Origin of the sequence: Riemerella anatipestifer, from assembly GCF_009663465.1 — a bacterium.
Lineage (GTDB): Bacteria > Bacteroidota > Bacteroidia > Flavobacteriales > Weeksellaceae > Riemerella > Riemerella anatipestifer_C.
The window spans coordinates 24,459-44,739 of the sequence record NZ_QXHU01000003.1; the positions used below are offsets into that span (position 1 = coordinate 24,459).

A 20,281-nucleotide genomic window follows, 5' to 3' on the forward strand; every position below is an offset into this window, starting at 1 on the left:
CAGAACGAAAACAAATATCTAATACGCATAAATTATTTAGAGATCAAAATATTTTTTACTACTACAAAACACTTCTAATATCTTGCGCCAATTCTCTAAATTCCTCACCCGAAAAATCGCCGTTAAAATTAGCAATACTTTTGGCATAGATTATTTCCCCTCCAAAACGAGGTAGCATATTTTTTGCTACTTCTAAAGCGGATTTTCCTCCCATTTTCCCAGGAGAAGCACTTAGAAGCACCACTTTTTTATTTTCCAAAAAACTTCTTTTATAGCGAGAGAGCCAGTCTATAATATTTTTGAAAAACGCTGTTAGATTACCATTGTGTTCCGCTACAGAAATCATAACTACCTCGGATTCAAATATTAAATTATACAACATCTCCACATCTTTCGGGAAGCCCTTTTGTTCTTCGTCTATACCATACATAGGGATTTCATATTGTGTAAGAAAAAGTTCGTTAAAATCTAATTCTTGAGAAAGATATCCAATCAATTTCTGGTTAATGGACATACTACTATTACTTCCTGCTATACTTATATATTTCATTTTTTAAATAATTATGCAACAAAGATAATTTTCTTTAGTGATAAACGCTATTGATATAAGTTAAGAAATTTAAAACAGTAAATATGTGTCCCAAAAAAAGAATGGCAAGCAAAAGTAACTAAAGAAATCAAAAGATTGTATGGCTAAACACTTCTAATTTTTATCTAATCCAAGTATATCCTTTTTCTATTGGATTATTATGATTTCCTCTCCATTTTTCAAAATCATCAACAATTTTTTGCTCTGTTTCTTTTTGAGTAATTTCTTTCCCATCATACTTTATAGACACTCCCATATTATTACTCTTTAATTGCATCATTTGATTTCTATACAGAGAGGCTGGATCTTTAATTATACCTGATTTAAAATCTTGTTCCTTCTCAATACTTTTAAAATGGATAGACTTAGGTTTTAGTATCTGAATGTTTTCCTTTTTTTGAATTGCTATCCCTTTAAATCTATATTCCCCATCTAAGGAATAGATGTCTATAATTATTCCCGGCAAATGTGAAAACTTATATGGGCCATCATAAAACGAAATATCGGTAGTATACCATGCTTCCCATTTTCTATTCCCAAAGCTAATCTCCGCTTTATTACACTGGTAGCCTAAAATATTTTTTTTAACGTTTATTAAATCCCAACTATTAGCATCAAATTGATAGTTTATACTATAAAGATTATTAAGAATGGTTTCATATTTAACAAAATCATCTTTTTTAAAGTTTTTATACACACTCACATTTATAGCATCATCCTCACCTAGAGAAGCAAATAGAGATTCTTTTGTTTCTAGATTAAATTTTAAGGCATAGTAGTCCTTTAACTTTAATGTATCTCCAAGTCGTGGCTGAAAAATAACTTCATAGGTTATTTCATATTGTTGTGACAAAATATTTTGTGACAAACAACAAATAAAAATAACTAAATATCTTAATTTTCCCATTCAAATGATTTTTCTAGCCCATCTCTATTTTGTTCTACCTTCCTATAAGAACTTGTACTCTTTGTCCCATTACCAAAAAAAACTGAAGACGTATACTTTAGTTTAGGATACTCCGTATATGGCAGAGACTCTTTTTTAAATTCAGTAGAATTAAACGGATTTTTAATATCTACATTTAACTTTTTAATACTGTTTAGAGACCATCTAAATAAATTATCCTCATCATAAATTTCATAAGCAATCCCTGGCAGATTAGTAAACTTCCAAGGTCCCCCTTGTATTGATGACGACATATCAAGCCAAATAATGTATTTTCTCCCTCTAAATTCAGCTTCAGCTCTAGTCAACTCAACTTTATTGATTACTTTTTTTTCGCCCGTTATTTTATACTTAATAGGTAAAAAAACATCACTAAATAAATATTTTTTACCATTTATCTCGTCTCCAATAATATGCAAAGCATCTTCGTTTGAATACAACACGTATAAATAACTACTCTTATCAATTAGTGAAAATGTTGTATTACTACTATTTTCCCTCACTTGTTCACCAATCCCAAATTGAACACTGTAAAGTTTTTGTCCTTTTTTATCCAACTTAAGAGTCGCTGGAAATTCAAAAAACTTGTTTAATATGCTGTTTTTAACCTCATACTTATAACCAACCTCCCAACTCTGACCATAAAACAGCACACAAAACAGTAATTGAAACATTACAATTTTTTTCTTCATATTCTATTTATTACTTTCAATACTATAACAAAAACATCATATAACTTCACAAATGTACATAATTTTCGAACTAGAAAAGTATTTATTTATCGCTCAAAATCAAAAATATAAATCTCAAACACTCTAATATGTGTAATGGCGTTTATCAAATAATTAACATCTAACTAATTACACTAATTTCCACCACACTTAATACATCTTATTCCATTAAATATTCTATTACAAAAAGACACTTATCTTGCATAAATACCAATTAGTATAGGTTAAGAATTTTAAAACAAGTGTTAATTATTTTGCTAATTTTGCAGTTCATTGTTTGATTGATGAATGTTATTGCAAGACAAGGTATAAAATATTCTATAATAGGTTATTTAGGCTTCATAATAGGCACTCTATCCTCTATATTTTTATTTCCAAACGATTATGAGTTTTATGGAAAACTAAGGTATATTCTTCCTATGGCAGAGACATTTTTACCTATTATTGTCTTTGGAATCTCTTTTTCTAATGTAAAATTCTTTTTCTCTGCGGAAAAACAAGGGCTCAACCAAAGTATGCTATCTCTCTCTCTACTGGCTGTAGTCTTTAATTTCATAGTATTTTCTGGAGCGTTCTTTCTAGCTTGTCTTCTGTTTCCCAGCCTTAAAGAAACTCAGTTTTGGAATATGAAATACCTCATATTACCACTACTTTTTTTGCTTTCTATTTCGGCTGTACTCAACAAATATATTTCTAATTATAAGAGAATAGCAATCCCTAACATTTTTGAAAATCTATTTCCTAAAATAGCTAATATAGGAGCATTCTCGCTATTTTTCTTCTTAGGAGTTCCAGAATATGGTGCTTTGGCTTTTTTCCTAGGAATATTTGTATTGTCTTTGATAGGCTATTTTTGGTACAATAAAAAACTAACTGGGTTTAACTGGGATTTTTCTACACAATTTTTTAAAGCTAATAACACTTGGAAAAAATTTTTAGAGTACAGTTTTTATGGCTTTTTAGGAAACATAGGCAACTATATCGCTATCAAAATAGATAATGTAATGATAAGCGAGTTTCTTAATTTCAAACTCAACGGGGTTTACTCTAACCTCTACTCTATTTTGCAACTTATTGCCGTACCTGCTATGGGGCTTTACACCATCTACGCTCCACTGATAAACCAATGTTTTGAAGAAAACGATATGGCTAAACTCCAAGCCTCTCATCAAAAAACTTCTCTTAATCTTTTCTGTATTGGGATTATCCTCTATACCTGTCTTTTAGCTGGATTTCCATTTTTAGGACAGATGATTAAAAACGGAAACGAACTATTAGACCACCAATACCTACTATGGATACTAGGTCCTGCTATTCTTTTTGATTTAGCCACAGGTTTCAATGGGCATATTATTTCAATGTCCAAATACTTCAAATTCAACATAGTAGTTATGCTGTTTTTAGCATTTGCTACAGTAGGGCTTAATCTCGTATTTCTACGCTATACCGATTTAGGAATTATGGGAATAGCCTTGGCAACCGCTATTTCTCTCACCACATTTAACATTATTAAAATTATATTCAACCGAATATATTTTGGGGTATTTCCACTTTCCTCTAAGATGTTGTATATGTCTTTATTATGTAGCGGAACAATCCTACTGATATGCTATCTACCCGCTTTACCTTGGGCAATAATAGACTTTATTTATCGCCCTATACTTGCACTTACTATCATTCTCTTAGGCAATTATATATGCAAAATTTACCCAACTCAACAACTCATTGCACCTCTATTAAAAAAATTGAAACGGTAATTTTTATTTAACTTTTTTTAACACCAACCTGATGTTTGATGTTAAGTATTTTTTTCTACCTTTAGCAAAAAAATAATTAATTATGAAACAGTTTATTCTATCAACCCTTTGTTTATTTATAATGAACTGGGGCTGGAGTCAAAACCAAAGATTCACTTATGAGTACAAATTTGCTGTAGATTCTACTAAAAAAGACTCTCTAATTTCAGAAATTATGAATTTAGATGTTTATAAGGAAAAATCGGTATTCTACAGTAAAATAAAACAAGAAAACGATTCTATAATCAATCAAGAATTTAAAAAACAAAGTCAAATTTCTTCTGATAAAATCATTAATCTTAGTCATCTAAAAAATATGAAAAGAGCCAAGGTTAATGACTGGGTACTAAAAACTTATCCTAATTATGAAGTAGAACTTTATACCAAAATAGGTTTTGATGATTATGCCGTACGTGACGAAAGAAAAATGCAATGGAAAATCGCTCCAGAACACGAAACCTTTAAAAATTGGAAAGTTCAAAAAGCCACCACTGAATTCGCAGGTAGAAAATGGACAGCGTGGTTCACTACAGATATTCCTATTCCAGACGGACCATACAAGTTTCACGGTCTACCAGGGTTAATTGTAAAAATGGAAGACCACCAAAAAATGTTTTCATTTGAACTCATTGGTAGCCAAAAAATAAACAATACTCAAGAAGTGAACCTTACCGACAAACTAATAAATTTAGTTAAAATAGACAGGAAACAATTCAAGAAAGCATTTCAGGAAAACCGTTCAGACCCTGCTAAATCTTTTAGAATGATGGGAAGTAATGTAGTGTTAAAAGCCTCTATCAACGGAAAAGAAGTTTCTCAAAGCGAACTCATCAAAAAGATGGAAAAAAGTGCTAAAGAAAAGATGAAACGAGAAAATAGTTTCATAGAGCAAGATTGGATAGAGTAATCCTATTTAGTCCCTTATTTATAATCAATCTAAACTCATTAAAACAGCTATTCCGTGTAAAATTCGTATTTTTGTGATACTAAATTTTGAATACGAAAAATAAATCATTTAATAATATGACTTTTGACTTTGATATGATTAAGAAAGTTTACTCTGATTTTGAGAACAGAGTAAACGCTGCGAGAGAGTTTATGGGAAGACCTCTTACCTATTCTGAAAAAATCCTTTGTGCTCACCTTTTTTCTGAACAGAAACCAGAAGCTTTCAAGAGAGGAGAATCTTATGTAGATTTTGCTCCAGATAGAGTAGCAATGCAAGATGCTACAGCACAGATGGCTCTTTTACAGTTTATGCAAGCAGGTAAGGCTAAAGTAGCAGTACCTTCTACAGTACACGCAGACCACCTTATACAGGCTCGTGTAGGAGCAGATAAAGATTTACAAGAAGCTGAAAATAAAAACAACGAAGTTTATCAATTCCTTCAATCGGTATCTAACAAATACGGTATTGGATTCTGGAAGCCGGGAGCTGGGATTATCCACCAAGTAGTGTTAGAAAACTATGCATTCCCTGGTGGTATGATGATTGGTACCGACTCTCACACGCCTAATGCTGGTGGTTTAGGTATGGTAGCCATAGGTGTAGGTGGTGCTGATGCTGTAGATGTAATGGCAGGAATGCCGTGGGAACTTAAATTCCCAAAAATGATTGGTATCAAACTTACAGGTAAACTTAACGGTTGGACTTCTGCTAAAGATGTTATCCTAAAAGTAGCGGGTATCCTTACCGTAAAAGGAGGTACTGGTGCTATTGTAGAATACTTTGGCGAAGGTGCAGAAGCTTTATCTTGTACAGGTAAAGGTACTATCTGTAATATGGGAGCAGAGATAGGTGCTACCACTTCTATTTTTGCTTACGATAATAATATGGGAGAGTATCTTCGTTCTACAGGTAGAGCAGATTTAGCCGAGGCTGCCGACGCTATCAAAAATGTACTTCGTGCAGATGAAGAGGTTTACGCTAATCCTGAAAAATATTACGACCAAGTTATTGAAATCAACCTTTCTGAATTAGAACCACACTTAAACGGACCTTTCTCTCCAGATATTGCAACACCTATTTCAAAAATGAAAGAGGAAGCAGAGAAAAACGGTTGGCCTACTAAGGTTGAAGTAGGGTTAATTGGTTCTTGTACTAACTCTTCTTACGAAGATATTTCTCGTGCTGCTTCCGTAGCGAAACAAGCTCAAGAGAAAAACTTAAAAGTAGCTGCAGAATACACTATCACTCCAGGTTCTGAACAAGTAAGATTTACTGTAGAAAGAGATGGCTATTTAGATACTTTTGATAAAATCGGAGGTAAAGTATTTGCTAACGCTTGTGGACCTTGTATCGGACAATGGGCAAGAGAAGGTGCTGAAAAACAAGAAAAAAATACGATTGTACACTCATTCAACAGAAACTTCTCTAAAAGAGCAGATGGCAACCCTAACACTTATGCTTTCGTAGCTTCTCCAGAATTAGTAACAGCTTTAGCTATTGCAGGGGATTTAACTTTTGACCCTAGAAAAGATAAATTAACTAACCAAAACGGAGAAGAAGTTTTACTAGACGAACCTCAAGGGTTTGAACTTCCTCCAAGAGGATTTGATGTTGAAGATGCAGGCTATATTGCTCCAGCAGAAGATGGCTCTCAAGTTCAAGTAAAAGTAGCTCCAGAATCTGACAGACTACAATTACTAGACGCTTTCCCTGCTTGGAACGGAGAGAATGTAATGGGAGCCAAATTGTTAATTAAAGCCTTTGGTAAGTGTACTACAGACCACATTTCTATGGCTGGACCTTGGTTAAAATACAGAGGACACCTAGATAATATCGCTAATAATACCCTTATTGGAGCTGTAAACGCGTTCAATATGGAAACCAACAAAGTTAAAAATGAACTTACTGGCGAATATATGGAAGTTCCTGCATCTGCGAGAGCTTACAAAGCAGCTGGTATTAAAACAGTTATCGTTGGGGACAACAACTACGGCGAAGGTTCTTCTCGTGAACACGCTGCAATGCAACCTAGACATCTAGGAGCTATGGCAGTTCTAGTAAAATCTTTCGCTCGTATCCACGAAACTAACCTTAAAAAGCAAGGTATGTTAGCTCTTACTTTTGCAAACGAGGCTGATTATGACAAAATCAAAGAAGGAGACACTTTCAACTTTGTAGATTTAGCTGAATTTGCTCCAGGTAAGCCTGTTACTATTGAGTTAGTACACACAGATGGTTCTAAAGATACTATCTTAGCTAACCACACTTACAACGATGGACAAATAGGTTGGTTTAGAGCTGGTTCTGCATTGAACTTGATTAAACAACAGCAACAAAAATAATTTGTAATCTGTATAATAAAAAAAGCAGAGCCAATGGCTCTGCTTTTTTTATTATCTATTTTTATTATGCTGTGATAATTTTTAAATACATGGCTGCAATCCTATTTTTTCAGCTTCTTTTATTACGAAATCTTTAGCTTCTTCGGGAGTGTTAGAAATTTCACCTTCCAAAATTGCTTCTTTTACTTTCTCCTTTAAAATCCCAATTTCTCTACCTGGTTTTAGTTGAAACAAAGCCATAATTTCCTCCCCAGAAATAGGCGGCTGGAAGTTTCTTATTTGGTCTTTCTCCTCCACCTCTTTTATTTTTTGAGCAACATACTCAAAGTTCTTTCTAAAGCGTTCTTGCTTTTTGGCGTTTTTGGTGGTAATATCAGCTTTACATAATGTGAATAAATCCTCCAAATCTTCCCCTGCATCAAACAACAAACGTCTAAGAGCCGCATCAGAAGTATCATCTGTTACCAGAGCAATAGGCCTAGATGAAAGTTTTACCATTTTCTGCACATACTTTAGGTCTGCTCCTAGAGGCAACTTCAATCGCTGAAAAAGAGGTTTAGCCATTTTAGAACCTAAAAACTCGTGTCCGTGGAAAGTCCACCCAGTACCATCTACAAATTTCTTGGTAGGTGCTTTCCCAATATCGTGCAATAGTGCCGACCATCGCAACCAAAGTTTATCCGTATGTTTAGAGATGTTATCTACTACTTCTAGTGTATGGTAAAAATTATCTTTATGCGTTTGTCCTTCTATTTCTTCTATACCTTTAAGAGCGGTAAGTTCGGGGATAATCTTCTCCAAAAGTCCCGTATCGTCCAAGAGTTTCAAACCTATAGATGGTTTTTCGGAAAGCATTATTTTGTTAAACTCTACCATAATACGCTCCATTGAGACTATCTTTATCCTGTCCGCTTCCTGTTTTATCGCATCTAGAGAATTTTGTTCCACCTTAAAATTAAGCGTAGAAGCAAATCTAATTGCTCTCATCATTCTAAGAGGGTCATCAGAATAAGTTTGCAGAGGCTCTAGCGGAGTTTTCAGAATTTTTGACTCCAAATCATTTACTCCACCAAAAGGGTCCACCAAACGCCCAAAATCTTCCTTCCCTAAAGAGATTGCCATCGCATTGATGGTAAAATCGCGGCGTTTTTGGTCATCTTCTAGGCTTCCTTGCTCCACAGCAGGCTTTCGGCTATCTTCCGAATAGCTTTCTTTTCTCGCACCTACGAATTCCAATTCTAGCCCTTTCCACTTTATCATAGCAGTCCCATAGGTCTTGAATACCGATACTTTCAGATTAGAATCCAGCTCCTTTGCCACCGCTTGTGCCAACTCTATCCCACTTTGCTCCGTTACAAAATCTATATCCGTAGGCACTTGTCGTTTCATAAGCAAATCCCTCACATAGCCTCCCACAATGTACGCCGTCTGCCCTCTCTCCTCCGCTACTTTAGAGATAGTTTTAAACAGTTTAAGATTTCTATTCTGATTAAGATTGATATATTTTTCCATAAATTCTAAACCCCAACTAGCTATTTAACCCTGCAAAGATAAAAAAGAGAAAACAAACCCCCACCCTTTTGCTCCCAATAATTAGGGCGTACCCCTCGCCGAAGCATTCCCTACCGCTCGGGTCAGGCTTTCGGCTTTATCTTTTTCTCGTCGTTCCTCCTCAAAAAAGGATACCGCCTCTATCCTTTACGCTTTAATATCCGTTTCTGTATGGAGTTATGGTTTCATTTTAGTACTTTTGCAGAGGATAAGTCAATGCCTTTATTATGAGTATTGATTTACTTCCGTTCATTTTAGAATTAATAACAATAAAACACTTATGCAACTCATACACCGCAACCTACTTATTGGCATACACGACGCACTTAGAGAAACCTTTTTTGAGAAAAACAAATACGCCGACAAAGTCATAGAACGACTGCTAAAAGCCAACAAAAAATGGGGAAGCCAAGACAGAACGGTGGTTTCAGAGATATTTTATAACATTATCCGTTGGAAAAAACGCCTAGAATACTATATGGGCGAAGGCGTAAAGCCCAACAATATCTACAGGCTTATCCTCGCTTATCTACTTTGGAGCGAAACACATTATAAAAAGTTTGAAGAATTTGACGGAATTAAAATAGCCGACATCATCACCAAACTGAAAAAAAATACCGTTCCTACCAAAGCCATAGAACATTCTATCCCTGAATGGCTCGCGGAAACACTAGAAAAAGAACTCGGCGAAGCGTGGGAAAAAGAGATGATAGCCCTTAACCAACAAGCGGCTACCGTGCTAAGAGCTAACACGCTCAAAACAACGCCAAAGGAGTTAGTAGCAGACTTAAACGACGAGGGTGTGGAATGCTACAACCTCAAAAACTACCCAGAAGCCATAGAACTAAAGGAAAAGAAAAATGTTTTTCTTACCTCTGCCTTTAAAGACGGATTGTTTGAGGTACAAGATGCAGGGTCACAAAAAATTGCTCATTTCTTAGACGTTAAAGAAGGTATGAGAGTAGTAGATGCTTGTGCAGGTGCGGGTGGCAAGACGCTTCACATCGCTGCACTGATGAAAAACAAGGGACAAATTATCGCTTTAGATATTTTTGAGTGGAAACTCGCCGAACTAAAACGCCGAGCTAAAAGAGCGGGAGCTCACAACATAGAAACTAGATTTATAGAAGACAACAAAGTCATTAAAAGGCTACACGAAAAAGCCGACCGCCTCTTGCTAGATGTACCTTGTTCTGGGTTGGGCGTTCTAAAAAGAAACCCCGATTCTAAATGGAAAATAGATACCGATTTTATAGAAAGAATAAAGAAAGAACAGCAGCAAATTCTCCAAGATTATTCTAAAATCCTAAAAAAAGGAGGCAAGATGGTGTATGCTACCTGCTCTATCCTACCCTCAGAAAACCAAAATCAGGTAAACACATTCTTGGCTACAAACCCTAACTTTAGACTTATCAAAGACCAAAGCCTCCTCCCTAGCGAGGGCTACGATGGCTTTTATATGGCGCTTATAGAAAGATTGGAAGATTAACAACAAAACATTATAAGGTCGTTTAAACTTGTTTTAAACGACCTTTTTTAAAACTAAAAAACACCTAGAATTTCTAATTTATCAAAAAAAAACTTGCATACTTCCGCAAAAGGTAATATGTTTGTCCCAGTTTATGACACGCAGTACCAACCACATACAAAAAAGTGTAAAAAAGTTGCAAAATTATTTGGTAGTTCCAAATAATTGTGTAAACACACACACACACACACACACACACACACAGAAGAGCTACACGCGTACGCGTAGTATACTACTTTTTATCTAAATTTTTATCATCAATCATAAATAATTTTCCTCTAGCTTCCGTTAGGGGCATTTGGCATTTAGCACACGCTAAGTTTTGTTTTCATAAATATCCGCTAGAAGTCCGTCTTTTTCATAAGTTAAATTGGTTGTTTGGGTTTGGGGCTTCTAGCGTACAGAGAGGATACTCTGTTCTCTCTATCTTAGCCTTTCCTCTCGTTTTGTGTGTGTTTAGAGGGGAAAGGCGTTTTTTCATTGATTCAAGGGGCAAGAATTCAAGGTTTAAAGTTCAATGTTTAAGGTTGAATAAGCGTACATATCCCTTAAACCTTAAACATTGAACCTTGAACAGCTTCAGCTTCTTAAACCGAACCTCCAACCTCCAACCTCTAATATTTAGCATCTATAAACTTTAAATATCAACAATTTTAAAATTAAATATTATGATAACAAGTATCACCAAATTAAGTATTCTATCCTTTTTAGGTCTAAGTCTAGTAGCCTACGGACAAACCGATGGTAAAGTGGGGATTAACACCTCATCTCCCAATGCTACTTTAGAGATAAAACCCAATACAACTAACTTATTAGGAGCAACTAACGAGGGTATTATTGTACCTAAACTGTCTAAAACAAGAGTCGCTAAAATGCCTTCCCCTCAGGAGGGAACATTAGTCTATGTAGTAGATGATGCTAAAGCAGAAGATGGAGGTGGCACAATAGCATCTTATACTGGTACCGATGTTAGAGTAACAGATATTACAGAAAAGGGCTATTACTATTACAATGGCACCAAGTGGGTTAAGAGTGCAGCCAGCACAGGCGTAAGTAACAATATCTACACTACCGATGGTACATTAACTGGTACCAGACAAGTAAATATGGCAAATAATAATTTGTCGTTTTTAGGAGGTAAATTAGGGATAGGGACTTCGTCTATAGGTAATGCTTTATTAACATTAGATGCTGGAGTAGAGGGAATATCTATTAAAGGCAGTCAACAAAGTGGAAACACACAATTTTCAATTTCAGATGGAGCTTTGGAGCTTTATCGTAATCCGGACGCTAATATAATAGACCCAAAGGTTTTTGGGTATACAGACTATAAGTATAATACTTCACATGACTATAATGTGAGAATAGAAACAAGACTTTCGTCGCTAGGACAGAGATTTATCTCTTTTGCAGATAATCCCACTGGTGTAATTGGTGCAGGAGTTAGAACTATTAACTTTAATGTGACAACAGGACAAATACATGCATCAGAGTATAATGTCAGTACAGGAGCATTTATTATACCTGATTATGTTTTCCAAAAGTATTATACGGGGACATCTGGCTTAAAGTCTGATTATAGCTTTAAAACATTGAACCAAGTTGAAGATTTTATTAAAGAAAAGGGACATTTACCTGGTTATAAATCGGCTGAGGAAATTAATAGACAAGGCTATATCAATTTAGCAGAAATGCAATTGAATCATCTAGAAAAGATAGAGGAACTCTATTTACATTCGATTGAACAAGATAAAGCAATTAAATCTCAAAAAGAAGAGTTAAAAGCTAAAGATACCATTATTAAAGAACTGAAATCAGAAGTTTCTAACTTAGAAACTCGTTTACAGAAGCTAGAAGCCTTATTAGTAAAATAATTTAATCTTTTCCTACTGTGATAGTATTGCAGTGAGGCTTTTTTATACTTCACAAAGTATTATAAACATCTAACACTAACATCAAAAATTTATACATTATGAATACCTTAAAAGCGTGGTTGCGTCCCAACCTACTCACGAAAGATGACCCAAACGATTTTGTAGCTGTGCCACTTTTAGGTGGTAGCCTTGGCATTACAGAAATCATAGAAGCCCTTAAAAAAGAGGGTATGGAGATACAAACTGAAACCGCGGTGGATATTATCACCCGTTTTAATCGCAAAGCCTCGGAGTTGGTACTCAACGGCTATAGCGTAAATACGGGGCTGGTGTATATGCGTCCTGCCATTAAGGGGGTGTTTTACGACAAGACTTGGGATAAGGAGAAGCACTCGGTGTATGTAAATGTAAACCAAGGCACCGACCTAAGAAAAGCCGCCAACGATACCAAAATAGAAATCCTCGGCGAACAGTCCAGCCCAATGAGCGTGTTCAGCATTACCGATAAAGCCACAGGCAAAGCAGACGGCACACTTACTAAAGGTAAGAATGCCGAAATCAAAGGCACTTATATTAAAATAGACGGCGATAATCCTAAAAACGGCATCGTCTTCAAAAACCTAGACACCCAAAATGAGGTTAAGTTGGATAAAGATAGTATTGTGCTTAACGAGCCGTCAAGGTTACTCATTCTCGTGCCTTCGGATTTAGAAGCGGGTAACTATGAACTCAGCATTACCACACAAAGCAGCACTGGTTCTATCTTACTAAAAGAACCAAGAACGGAGCGACTGCCTAATCCTGTGGTTATTGCCTAGTAAAAAGTATTTTAATAAAATTAAGGCTACTCATCTAATGAGTAGCCTATTTTGTTGATGTAATATTTATTTAGTTCCAAAAATCTAATAGATTTTGTATAGCTTTTTGAAATAATTTAGGAGATGTTACACTTAAAACTAACTGTCCGTTTTTGTTAAGTAGAAACCCTACTTCTATTTCTACAATAGAAGTTTCTTCGCTACCAAAAAGAACAACGGTTCTAATAATTTTATATTTAGGATAGTGTGGCTTGATATAGGCTTTTTCTATAAAGTCAAAAGTTTTTATTTGTTGTATTCCATTACCCCTATTTACATACTTCTCACCTTCAATATTTATTATTTCATTTTCATTTGAATCTAGTAAAATAAGGTCTGGTATTTCTATGATTTGTTTTTTGTCACCCAATTTATATTTCTCTCTATCTTTATACTTCTCTAGTGGAATAGGAGTGCCATCTAGAGGGAAGAAATACCCCTTTTCGGAGCCAGCGTGATTTTCAAATATTGAATATCCTTGTGTAAACTCTTCAACGACTAGATGTATAAAAATTGTCCCCAACTTTTCTCCATCCTTGTCGTATTTCCAATAATCTTTATGCATTTCGACCTTAGGGATTTTCAACCCCTCCAACTCTATTCCTATTTTATTTGCGATTTGTATAAATTTATTTCTTTTTCCAATATGTTTTTGTTCTAAACCGTGTTGGGTGATAACGATATTTTTCACCCAACCTAATTTTCGCAAAACAGCACTAATGATACTTAAAGCTCCTATATTAGGGTCGTGAGAGAGTCTGTTATTTTTAAAAAGTCTCCCAGAAATTTCAATTTTATCCTTTGATTTTGTTAATAATATCGGAATATTTCCCTTAGGTGCTTTTCTCATTTTTGCTTTTGCTTCTACAATTTCATCAATAGAGTTGAAAGGAATAAATAATTTGCTATCAAGTTCTTTTCCCAAAATTTCAACACCTAAGGTTAAAAGTAATCTTGTACCAAAAATATAGGTTTCTGTTGGCTTTTCTTTTTGACTAATTTGAAGATTGTAAAGCATTATCTTTTTGGTATTAGGATAATAGCTTTCAATAAATACAAACTTGCTACATCGTTGATAAACTCCAGTATTTCTACTTTCCTTATCATCTGTTTTAGTTTCTTCTATTGCGTAAATTGGCTCATCTCCCAATGTTGGTTCGTCCTTTTGATAAAAAATCAAAAAGTCAGTAAAGCTTGAGTTTCCCGAAACAGTTTTTATATAAACTTTATCAACTTTGTTACAACGAAACCCCGTTACTTCGTAAGTAAAAGTAAACTTATTGTCTTTTAGGATTGGAAGAATACGAATTGTATCAACAAAAACGGCAAAATTATGGTCTTTTGCAAACTTTTGAAAAATAGTTTGCAAAACCGTTTTTTTAGGTCGTTCTTCTGTTAAAAGCCAAAGATTTTTAGACATTTTTTCGCAGTATATATAATTGTTCTTTAATAAATTTTTTTGTTTTACTTTCCCCGTTATTGTTACTTTTATATCTCAGATATTCAAACTCTATAAGTTCTACTTTCCCAAATTTTTCTAATGTAGCAATTATGTTTTCTTGTTTCATAATTCCTTCCGTATTATAACTTAATATCAAAGTTTTATACTTTCCCTTTTGAGCAATTATTTCAAGTTCTTTAACAGCAGTAGTAGCATTGCAAAATTTTGATTTTTGATTTTGATAATCCCTTAATCCAGCTACGCCTCTAATGGTGGGATTATCATATTTTGCAATGGTTTCTAATAAATGGTAATTAGGGGCATATTGTCTTTGATTGTAAGGCGGATCTAGATAAAAAATATCTGCTTCTACTTGGTCTAATAATTCAATAGAGTTTTGATTATAGGCAAAGTTTTCCTTATCGTTTACAATAAATTCAATAGGTCTTAAAATCATTTTTTTTATTGCCCTTGGATCCCATTTTTTTCTAAAAGCAGCGTAAACTCCCGTAATGTTTGCGTAATAGGGCACTGTCTCTATTAAGCACGCTAGTAAGACAAAATATTCGTTCTTGTCTATCAAACCCTCTGTTTTCCAAGTCTCAATTTTTTGTCTAACAGAATCTATTATTTTTCCGTTTTCATTTGAATAATACATTCGCGGAGTTTGTAGGTGGGAAGTACCTAATGGAGTATAATTTTTTGAAATAAAACCTTCTATAGGTTCAATATGATTCAAATACTCCAAAATAGTATTTAAAGGAGAGGTAAAAAGTGAGGCACTCTGAAAATTTAAGTGAGTTAATAATTTTTCAAACTTTAGTTCCTGATTATTTGAAATATATGCTTGCTGTAAAACATAGGAAAAATACATTAAATCACAGGAGTACACTTGATACCCCATTTTCTTAAAAAATTTACCTACACTTGTTGTGCCAGCAAAAAAATCAAAAAAGGAATTTCCTTGAATATGTTTTGAACGAATTACTTGATAGATCTTATCTAGTAAGTTTTCTTTATTTCCAATATATCTCATAGATGCTATATGTTAGAAGTCATCAAAAAGCGTTTTTTCTTTTTGTTGCATCTGTGGTTGGTAATTTGTTATCAGAACTTCAATACTTGCCTGCTTATTTCTTGTTTGATAGTTTGAATTAGAATAGTGAGTGTTAATATAATTGATATAATAGCTAGGGTTGTTTTCTATCCATTTTTTTAGAATATTATTTGATTTTCCTTTATGCTCCAGTACATTAGATAAGCCAAATTTCACATTCCTTTTATCTAAATTATCTAACAATCCTAAAAGTTGTTTTTCCTCTTTTTCTGTCCAACCCTTAAAACCTCTCTTCCCATCATTATAGGTTCCAGTTGTAATGAGATAAGGAGGGTCACAGTAAACAAAATCCCTGCTTGTGAGAGAACTAAAATCAAAGTTATTGAAGCAGAAATGAGTAAAATAAGCTTCTGTTTCTTTTAAACTAATAATAAACCTTTCCAAATTATGTTTCATAGAAGGGTTAAAGCTACTTCTATCTCTCCCAAAAGGATTATTAAACTCGTGGTGATTATTAAAGCGAATTTGGTGATTAAAAGAAAAAGCGATGAGGACAAATAAATCTAATGGATGCTTTTGCTTATTGTATGTTTCTCGCATACACTTGTACCCTTCTTCGTTTGTTAAAGAAAGCTGAAATTCGTTTATTCTTCCTTCAATATGAGAAATCGTTTTGTCTAACTCATTTTTTTGAAATGCTTTATACATTTCTATTAGATAAGTTAGATTATCGTTGAAATAAACCTTATTGGCTGTTACATTTATACCAACATTACAACCACCAGCAAACAAATCAATAAAGGTATCAATATCTCTCGGAAATAACGGTAAAATTTGGTCTAAAATCTTAGTTTTACCACCGATATAATTAAGAGGAGATTTGATTTTTTTTAAATGTTGTTTACTTACTACAGCCATCTATAATTTAGTTTCAGCAAATTTACAAATTTTATATTTGGTATGCTTCGCTACAGCGTATCCGTCCTTACCGTAACAGGGTGTCTGTCCTTAGGCTAACGGAGTGTCTGTTACGGTAAGAACAGACACCTGTTGAAATTTATGATTTAACATTATCTCAAAACCTATTAGTTTCTAGATTTTCACCCATCCTAAACAAAAAACTTCTTAGTTTTGAATCTTAGCGAAGATATTGGAATGTTGTGATTAATTCAAAGCAAAATTATACAAAGAACCATTTATTAATTTAAACTATAAATAATAGCCACAACAGTCATTTAAGACATCAATAAATTTATTTTTAATAGATTACAAGCTATTTCAACATTTTTTGTTTATACTCTTTAAGAATAATTTTAAACCATTCTGTAAATTGCTCTGGATTAGTCTCTAGCTCTTTGTCCAGAGCTTCCATAGAGATGTATCTTACCTCCGAAACTTCTTCTGGATTAAGGTTAAAATCACCTTCGTAAATTCCTGTAAATACATAGTCTAGCTCGTGTTCCCAAAGATTATCACCAACCTCGGCTTTATAAATGAAACTGAATTTTTCGGAAATATCAGCATCAATACCCAACTCTTCAATGAGTCTTCTCTGAGCTCCAGCCTTGTAACTTTCTCCTAATCTTGGGTGAGAACAAACCGCATTAGTCCAAAGTTTAGGTGAATGATACTTAGCATCTGCCCTCCTCTGGAGCAACATCTCTCCTTTGGTATTGAATAAGAAAACCGAAAAAGCACGATGCAGAAAGCCACCTCTATGCGCTTGGAGTTTTTCCATCACACCTAAAACCTCATCTTTAGGATTTACTAAAACGACTTTTTCACACATAATGGTGGCAAATTTAAGGTATTATTCCTTTACAAGAAACTGTTTAAACTGAATTTAATACCCAAACAATTACTTATACGAAATTACTTTATCTAGTTCTATAGGATTATTATTTTTTCTTAAATAGGCTTGTAAATCTCTGGTTACTTTATTAAGACCTTCGTGAGTAGTTACCTTCTGCCCTCCCACATTAATTGCCCAAGTTCCCTCTCTCATTGAGCGAAATTGATAATATGGGTCATTATAGTTGTCTATCTGCATCTCTCTAAATTTTTTGTATGGAATTGAAACTGGATTCTTTTTGAAAACGGTCTCTACAATATTAGTATTCGTAGTCTTAGGTTTCTCTATTTTTAATAATTTATAAACAAAATTATCTTTAGTATCATAAAGTTCTACAACAAGCCCAGGAAGACCATTAAATTTGTGAGGACCTTCGGAAATTGGAAGAGAAGCCACAAACCAAGCAATCCATTTTCTACCTCCAAAGTTTGTAGTTGCTCGCTGTGCAGTCCAATCACCAATTTTTTTAGTTTCATTTTCTATCTTCCATTCAATTTTGTCATTAGATTCATAAACCCAATAATCTCCTCTAAGAAAATAGTAATTCTTATTGGTAGAAGTGGATAGTTTTCTTTTAATCTTCGCAAATTCAAAAGTATAGCTTGATGAACCATTGTTATTCAGAGCATTTAGTGAATCTATCCTTATCGCTTTTTGTTCATAAAACTGAATCTCGTCATTATTCAACTCCAATACCATTGATTCACTTTGGTAAGAAGTTGCTGTGGAATCGGTTTTATATTTAAAATCATAGATAAACCTCGTTGTTTGAGAAAATGCTACAAACGAAACAAAAAGTAGAACAAACTGAATGCTTTTTTTCATAATATTTAGTGTTTTAAATTGGTTATATCGATTTTCATACTATACTAGCCAGACAACAATTATAACAAAAAAATATAAAGTCTCAAAAATTTTTCAGTGGTTACTTATGATACTTCAGTTCCATTTCAGGAGTTATTTTAAGAAGTGTTTCATAAATGAGTTTAATTACATTTTGCACATCAGTTTTATCCACCATCTCTACCGTAGTATGCATATATCTTAACGGAAGCGAAATAAGTGCAGACGGTACACCACCATTAGAATGAGCAAAAGCATCAGTATCTGTCCCTGTAACACGGCTAGAAGCTGCTCTTTGGAAAGGAATTTTTTTAGCTTTAGCGGTATCTGTAATTAGAGTTCTAATGTTATGATGTACACTAGGAGCGAAGAAAACCACTGGTCCATCGCCACATTTTTGCTCTCCTTCTTTTTTCTTATCAATAAAAGGCGTCGTAGTATCGTGGGTAACATCGGTTACGATAGCGATATTAGGTTTAATGGTATTGGCTATCATTTCGGCACCGTAAAGCCCAACTTCCTCCTGTACAGAATTGGTAATATACAATCCAAATGGCAGTTTATTTTTATTTTCTTTTAGTAGTCTAGCTACTTCGGCTATCATAAAACCGCCTATTCTATTATCCAAAGCACGACAGACAAAATAACGGTCGTTAAGTTCAAAAAAGGTATCAGGATAAGTAATCATACAACCAACATAGATGCCCATTTTTTCCACCTCTTCTTTGGACTTAGCTCCACAATCTATAAAGATATTTTCTATTTTAGGTACAGGCTCTTCCTGTTTAGCTCTAGTATGTATTGCGGGCCACCCAAAAACACCTTTTACAATGCCTTTTTCTCCGTGTATATTCACTACTTTAGATGGAGCAATACTTTGGTCTGAACCCCCATTTCTAATCACATAGATAAGTCCATCTTCAGTAATATAATTAACATACCAAGAAATTTCATCAGCGTGAGCTTCTATAACTACTTTAAACGATGCATCAGGATTGATGATTCCGTAAGCTGTCCCATAATGGTCTGTTCTTACTTCATCTACATAGGGCTTGATGTAATCCATCCATAGTTTCTGTCCAGCGTGTTCATATCCAGTAGGAGAAGCTGTATTAAGGTATTGTTCTAAAAATTTTAAAGATTTCTTTTCAAATTTCATAAAAAGGAATAATTTTTGATATTAAACAGTTTTTATTTTGAGAAGGTAAAAGTAATGAATTTTAAAATAAATTTACTGATTATTTTTTTGTGTATCGGTTTTATGTCTAAAGCACAAAAGGATACCCTTGTTGTAAAGGCGCTATCACAATATCCAAAGGAATTACTCAAGAAAGATGACTACGGAAATTACTATTATTACGATGCGAAACAACAAGCTAAAATCTACGAAATTGAGGGCGAAACAGTAATCGTTTTAGATGAAGTAGTTATTCCAAACAAGCCTAGATTTAATAATCAGTTAGATAAAAATTATTATTTCTTTTTAAGTAAAAAATTGAACCGAGTTTACCCTTTATTTATCACTGCTTTAGAACAATATAACGAAATAAATAACTACACCTCTCGTCTTGATGATAAATCTGAAAAAAGAAAATACATAAAAGCTAAACAAGAAGAACTTGCACAAGCCTACGAAAAAAAACTAAGAGATTTAACCACCTCCGAAGGTCGTATTTTTGCCAAACTAATGTACAGAGCCACAGGCAAGAGCGTGTACGATATTATAAAAGAATTAAGAGGAGGCTGGAGTGCTTTCTGGTGGAATGTAAAGGGGAATATTGCTGATGTAGATATAAAAGAACCTTACGACCCATACAGAAATAGACACGATGAATTTGTAGAATCTCTACTACAATCTTATTGGAATCTAGGTTATTTTGCACCTTATGAAGGGCATAAAAATTTTAAAGTAAGAAAGGAGTAAT

At 34.0% G+C, this 20,281-nt stretch carries 17 protein-coding genes; 7 read left to right on the plus strand and 10 right to left on the minus strand.

The genetic code is table 11. From position 1 onward, the window contains the following. Window positions 1–61: 61 nt before the first annotated feature. The 3 genes from D1003_RS04580 to D1003_RS04590 all read right to left on the minus strand — a co-directional run bounded on the left by D1003_RS04580 (window position 62) and on the right by D1003_RS04590 (window position 2,227). On the minus strand, window positions 62–550 hold the full coding sequence (locus D1003_RS04580; protein WP_153935913.1) for an NADPH-dependent FMN reductase: 489 nt from the start codon (window positions 548–550) through the stop codon (window positions 62–64). 160 nt (window positions 551–710) lie between these two features. Continuing rightward, window positions 711–1,496: a GLPGLI family protein gene (locus D1003_RS04585; protein WP_153935914.1), complete on the minus strand. Its 786-nt coding sequence runs from the start codon at window positions 1,494–1,496 to the stop codon at window positions 711–713. Continuing rightward, a complete protein-coding gene (locus tag D1003_RS04590) occupies window positions 1,484–2,227 on the minus strand; it encodes a GLPGLI family protein (protein ID WP_153935915.1) in 744 nt (247 codons plus the stop codon). The genes D1003_RS04585 and D1003_RS04590 overlap by 13 nt, the downstream gene beginning before the upstream one ends. Before the next feature lie 323 nt (window positions 2,228–2,550). On the opposite strand from D1003_RS04590, the gene D1003_RS04595 reads away from it, so the two are divergent. From D1003_RS04595 to D1003_RS04605, 3 genes are all read left to right on the plus strand, one after another. Next, a complete protein-coding gene (locus D1003_RS04595; protein WP_153935916.1) occupies window positions 2,551–4,023 on the plus strand; it encodes a lipopolysaccharide biosynthesis protein in 1,473 nt (490 codons plus the stop codon). 82 nt (window positions 4,024–4,105) lie between these two features. Next, on the plus strand, window positions 4,106–4,969 hold the full coding sequence (locus D1003_RS04600; RefSeq protein WP_153935917.1) for a GLPGLI family protein: 864 nt from the start codon (window positions 4,106–4,108) through the stop codon (window positions 4,967–4,969). Window positions 4,970–5,085: 116 nt separating this feature from the next. Then, entirely contained in the window at window positions 5,086–7,353 is a 2,268-nt protein-coding gene (locus D1003_RS04605) for an aconitate hydratase (protein ID WP_015345567.1), read from the plus strand. Between the two features lie 81 nt (window positions 7,354–7,434). Here the strand turns inward: D1003_RS04605 and D1003_RS04610 are convergent, their stop codons facing one another. Then, window positions 7,435–8,865, minus strand: coding sequence for a CCA tRNA nucleotidyltransferase (locus tag D1003_RS04610; protein ID WP_153935918.1), 1,431 nt, complete (start codon window positions 8,863–8,865; stop codon window positions 7,435–7,437). A 319-nt stretch (window positions 8,866–9,184) separates the two neighbouring features. Between D1003_RS04610 and D1003_RS04615 the strand changes: the two genes are divergently transcribed. From D1003_RS04615 to D1003_RS04625, 3 genes are all read left to right on the plus strand, one after another. Beyond that, window positions 9,185–10,393 (plus strand): RsmB/NOP family class I SAM-dependent RNA methyltransferase, encoded by a 1,209-nt coding sequence (locus D1003_RS04615; protein ID WP_153935919.1) that lies wholly within the window; start codon window positions 9,185–9,187, stop codon window positions 10,391–10,393. 707 nt (window positions 10,394–11,100) lie between these two features. Further along, window positions 11,101–12,306, plus strand: a complete 1,206-nt coding sequence (locus tag D1003_RS04620) for a DUF4200 domain-containing protein (RefSeq protein WP_153935920.1) — start codon at window positions 11,101–11,103, stop codon at window positions 12,304–12,306. A 98-nt stretch (window positions 12,307–12,404) separates the two neighbouring features. Further along, complete coding sequence (locus D1003_RS04625) at window positions 12,405–13,124, plus strand: DNA-binding domain-containing protein (RefSeq protein WP_153935921.1); 720 nt, start codon at window positions 12,405–12,407, stop codon at window positions 13,122–13,124. A 70-nt stretch (window positions 13,125–13,194) separates the two neighbouring features. Here the strand turns inward: D1003_RS04625 and D1003_RS04630 are convergent, their stop codons facing one another. The 6 genes from D1003_RS04630 to D1003_RS04655 all read right to left on the minus strand — a co-directional run bounded on the left by D1003_RS04630 (window position 13,195) and on the right by D1003_RS04655 (window position 19,515). After that, on the minus strand, window positions 13,195–14,583 hold the full coding sequence (locus tag D1003_RS04630; RefSeq protein ID WP_153935922.1) for a hypothetical protein: 1,389 nt from the start codon (window positions 14,581–14,583) through the stop codon (window positions 13,195–13,197). Next, window positions 14,576–15,640 carry a DNA adenine methylase gene (locus tag D1003_RS04635; RefSeq protein WP_153935923.1) on the minus strand — a complete coding sequence of 355 codons (1,065 nt, stop codon included), beginning with the start codon at window positions 15,638–15,640 and terminating at the stop codon, window positions 14,576–14,578. Before D1003_RS04635 ends, D1003_RS04630 begins: the two co-directional genes overlap by 8 nt. 12 nt (window positions 15,641–15,652) lie before the next feature. Next, window positions 15,653–16,579 carry a DNA adenine methylase gene (locus tag D1003_RS04640; RefSeq protein WP_153935924.1) on the minus strand — a complete coding sequence of 309 codons (927 nt, stop codon included), beginning with the start codon at window positions 16,577–16,579 and terminating at the stop codon, window positions 15,653–15,655. 355 nt (window positions 16,580–16,934) lie between these two features. Then, window positions 16,935–17,450: an isopentenyl-diphosphate Delta-isomerase gene (idi, locus tag D1003_RS04645; RefSeq protein ID WP_153935925.1), complete on the minus strand. Its 516-nt coding sequence runs from the start codon at window positions 17,448–17,450 to the stop codon at window positions 16,935–16,937. 69 nt (window positions 17,451–17,519) lie between these two features. Then, window positions 17,520–18,338, minus strand: coding sequence for a GLPGLI family protein (locus D1003_RS04650; RefSeq protein WP_153935926.1), 819 nt, complete (start codon window positions 18,336–18,338; stop codon window positions 17,520–17,522). Between the two features lie 100 nt (window positions 18,339–18,438). Next, a complete protein-coding gene (locus tag D1003_RS04655) occupies window positions 18,439–19,515 on the minus strand; it encodes a M42 family metallopeptidase (RefSeq protein WP_013446708.1) in 1,077 nt (358 codons plus the stop codon). Window positions 19,516–19,569: 54 nt separating this feature from the next. On the opposite strand from D1003_RS04655, the gene D1003_RS04660 reads away from it, so the two are divergent. Then, window positions 19,570–20,280: a DUF4294 domain-containing protein gene (locus tag D1003_RS04660; RefSeq protein WP_004919352.1), complete on the plus strand. Its 711-nt coding sequence runs from the start codon at window positions 19,570–19,572 to the stop codon at window positions 20,278–20,280. Window position 20,281: the final 1 nt, after the last annotated feature.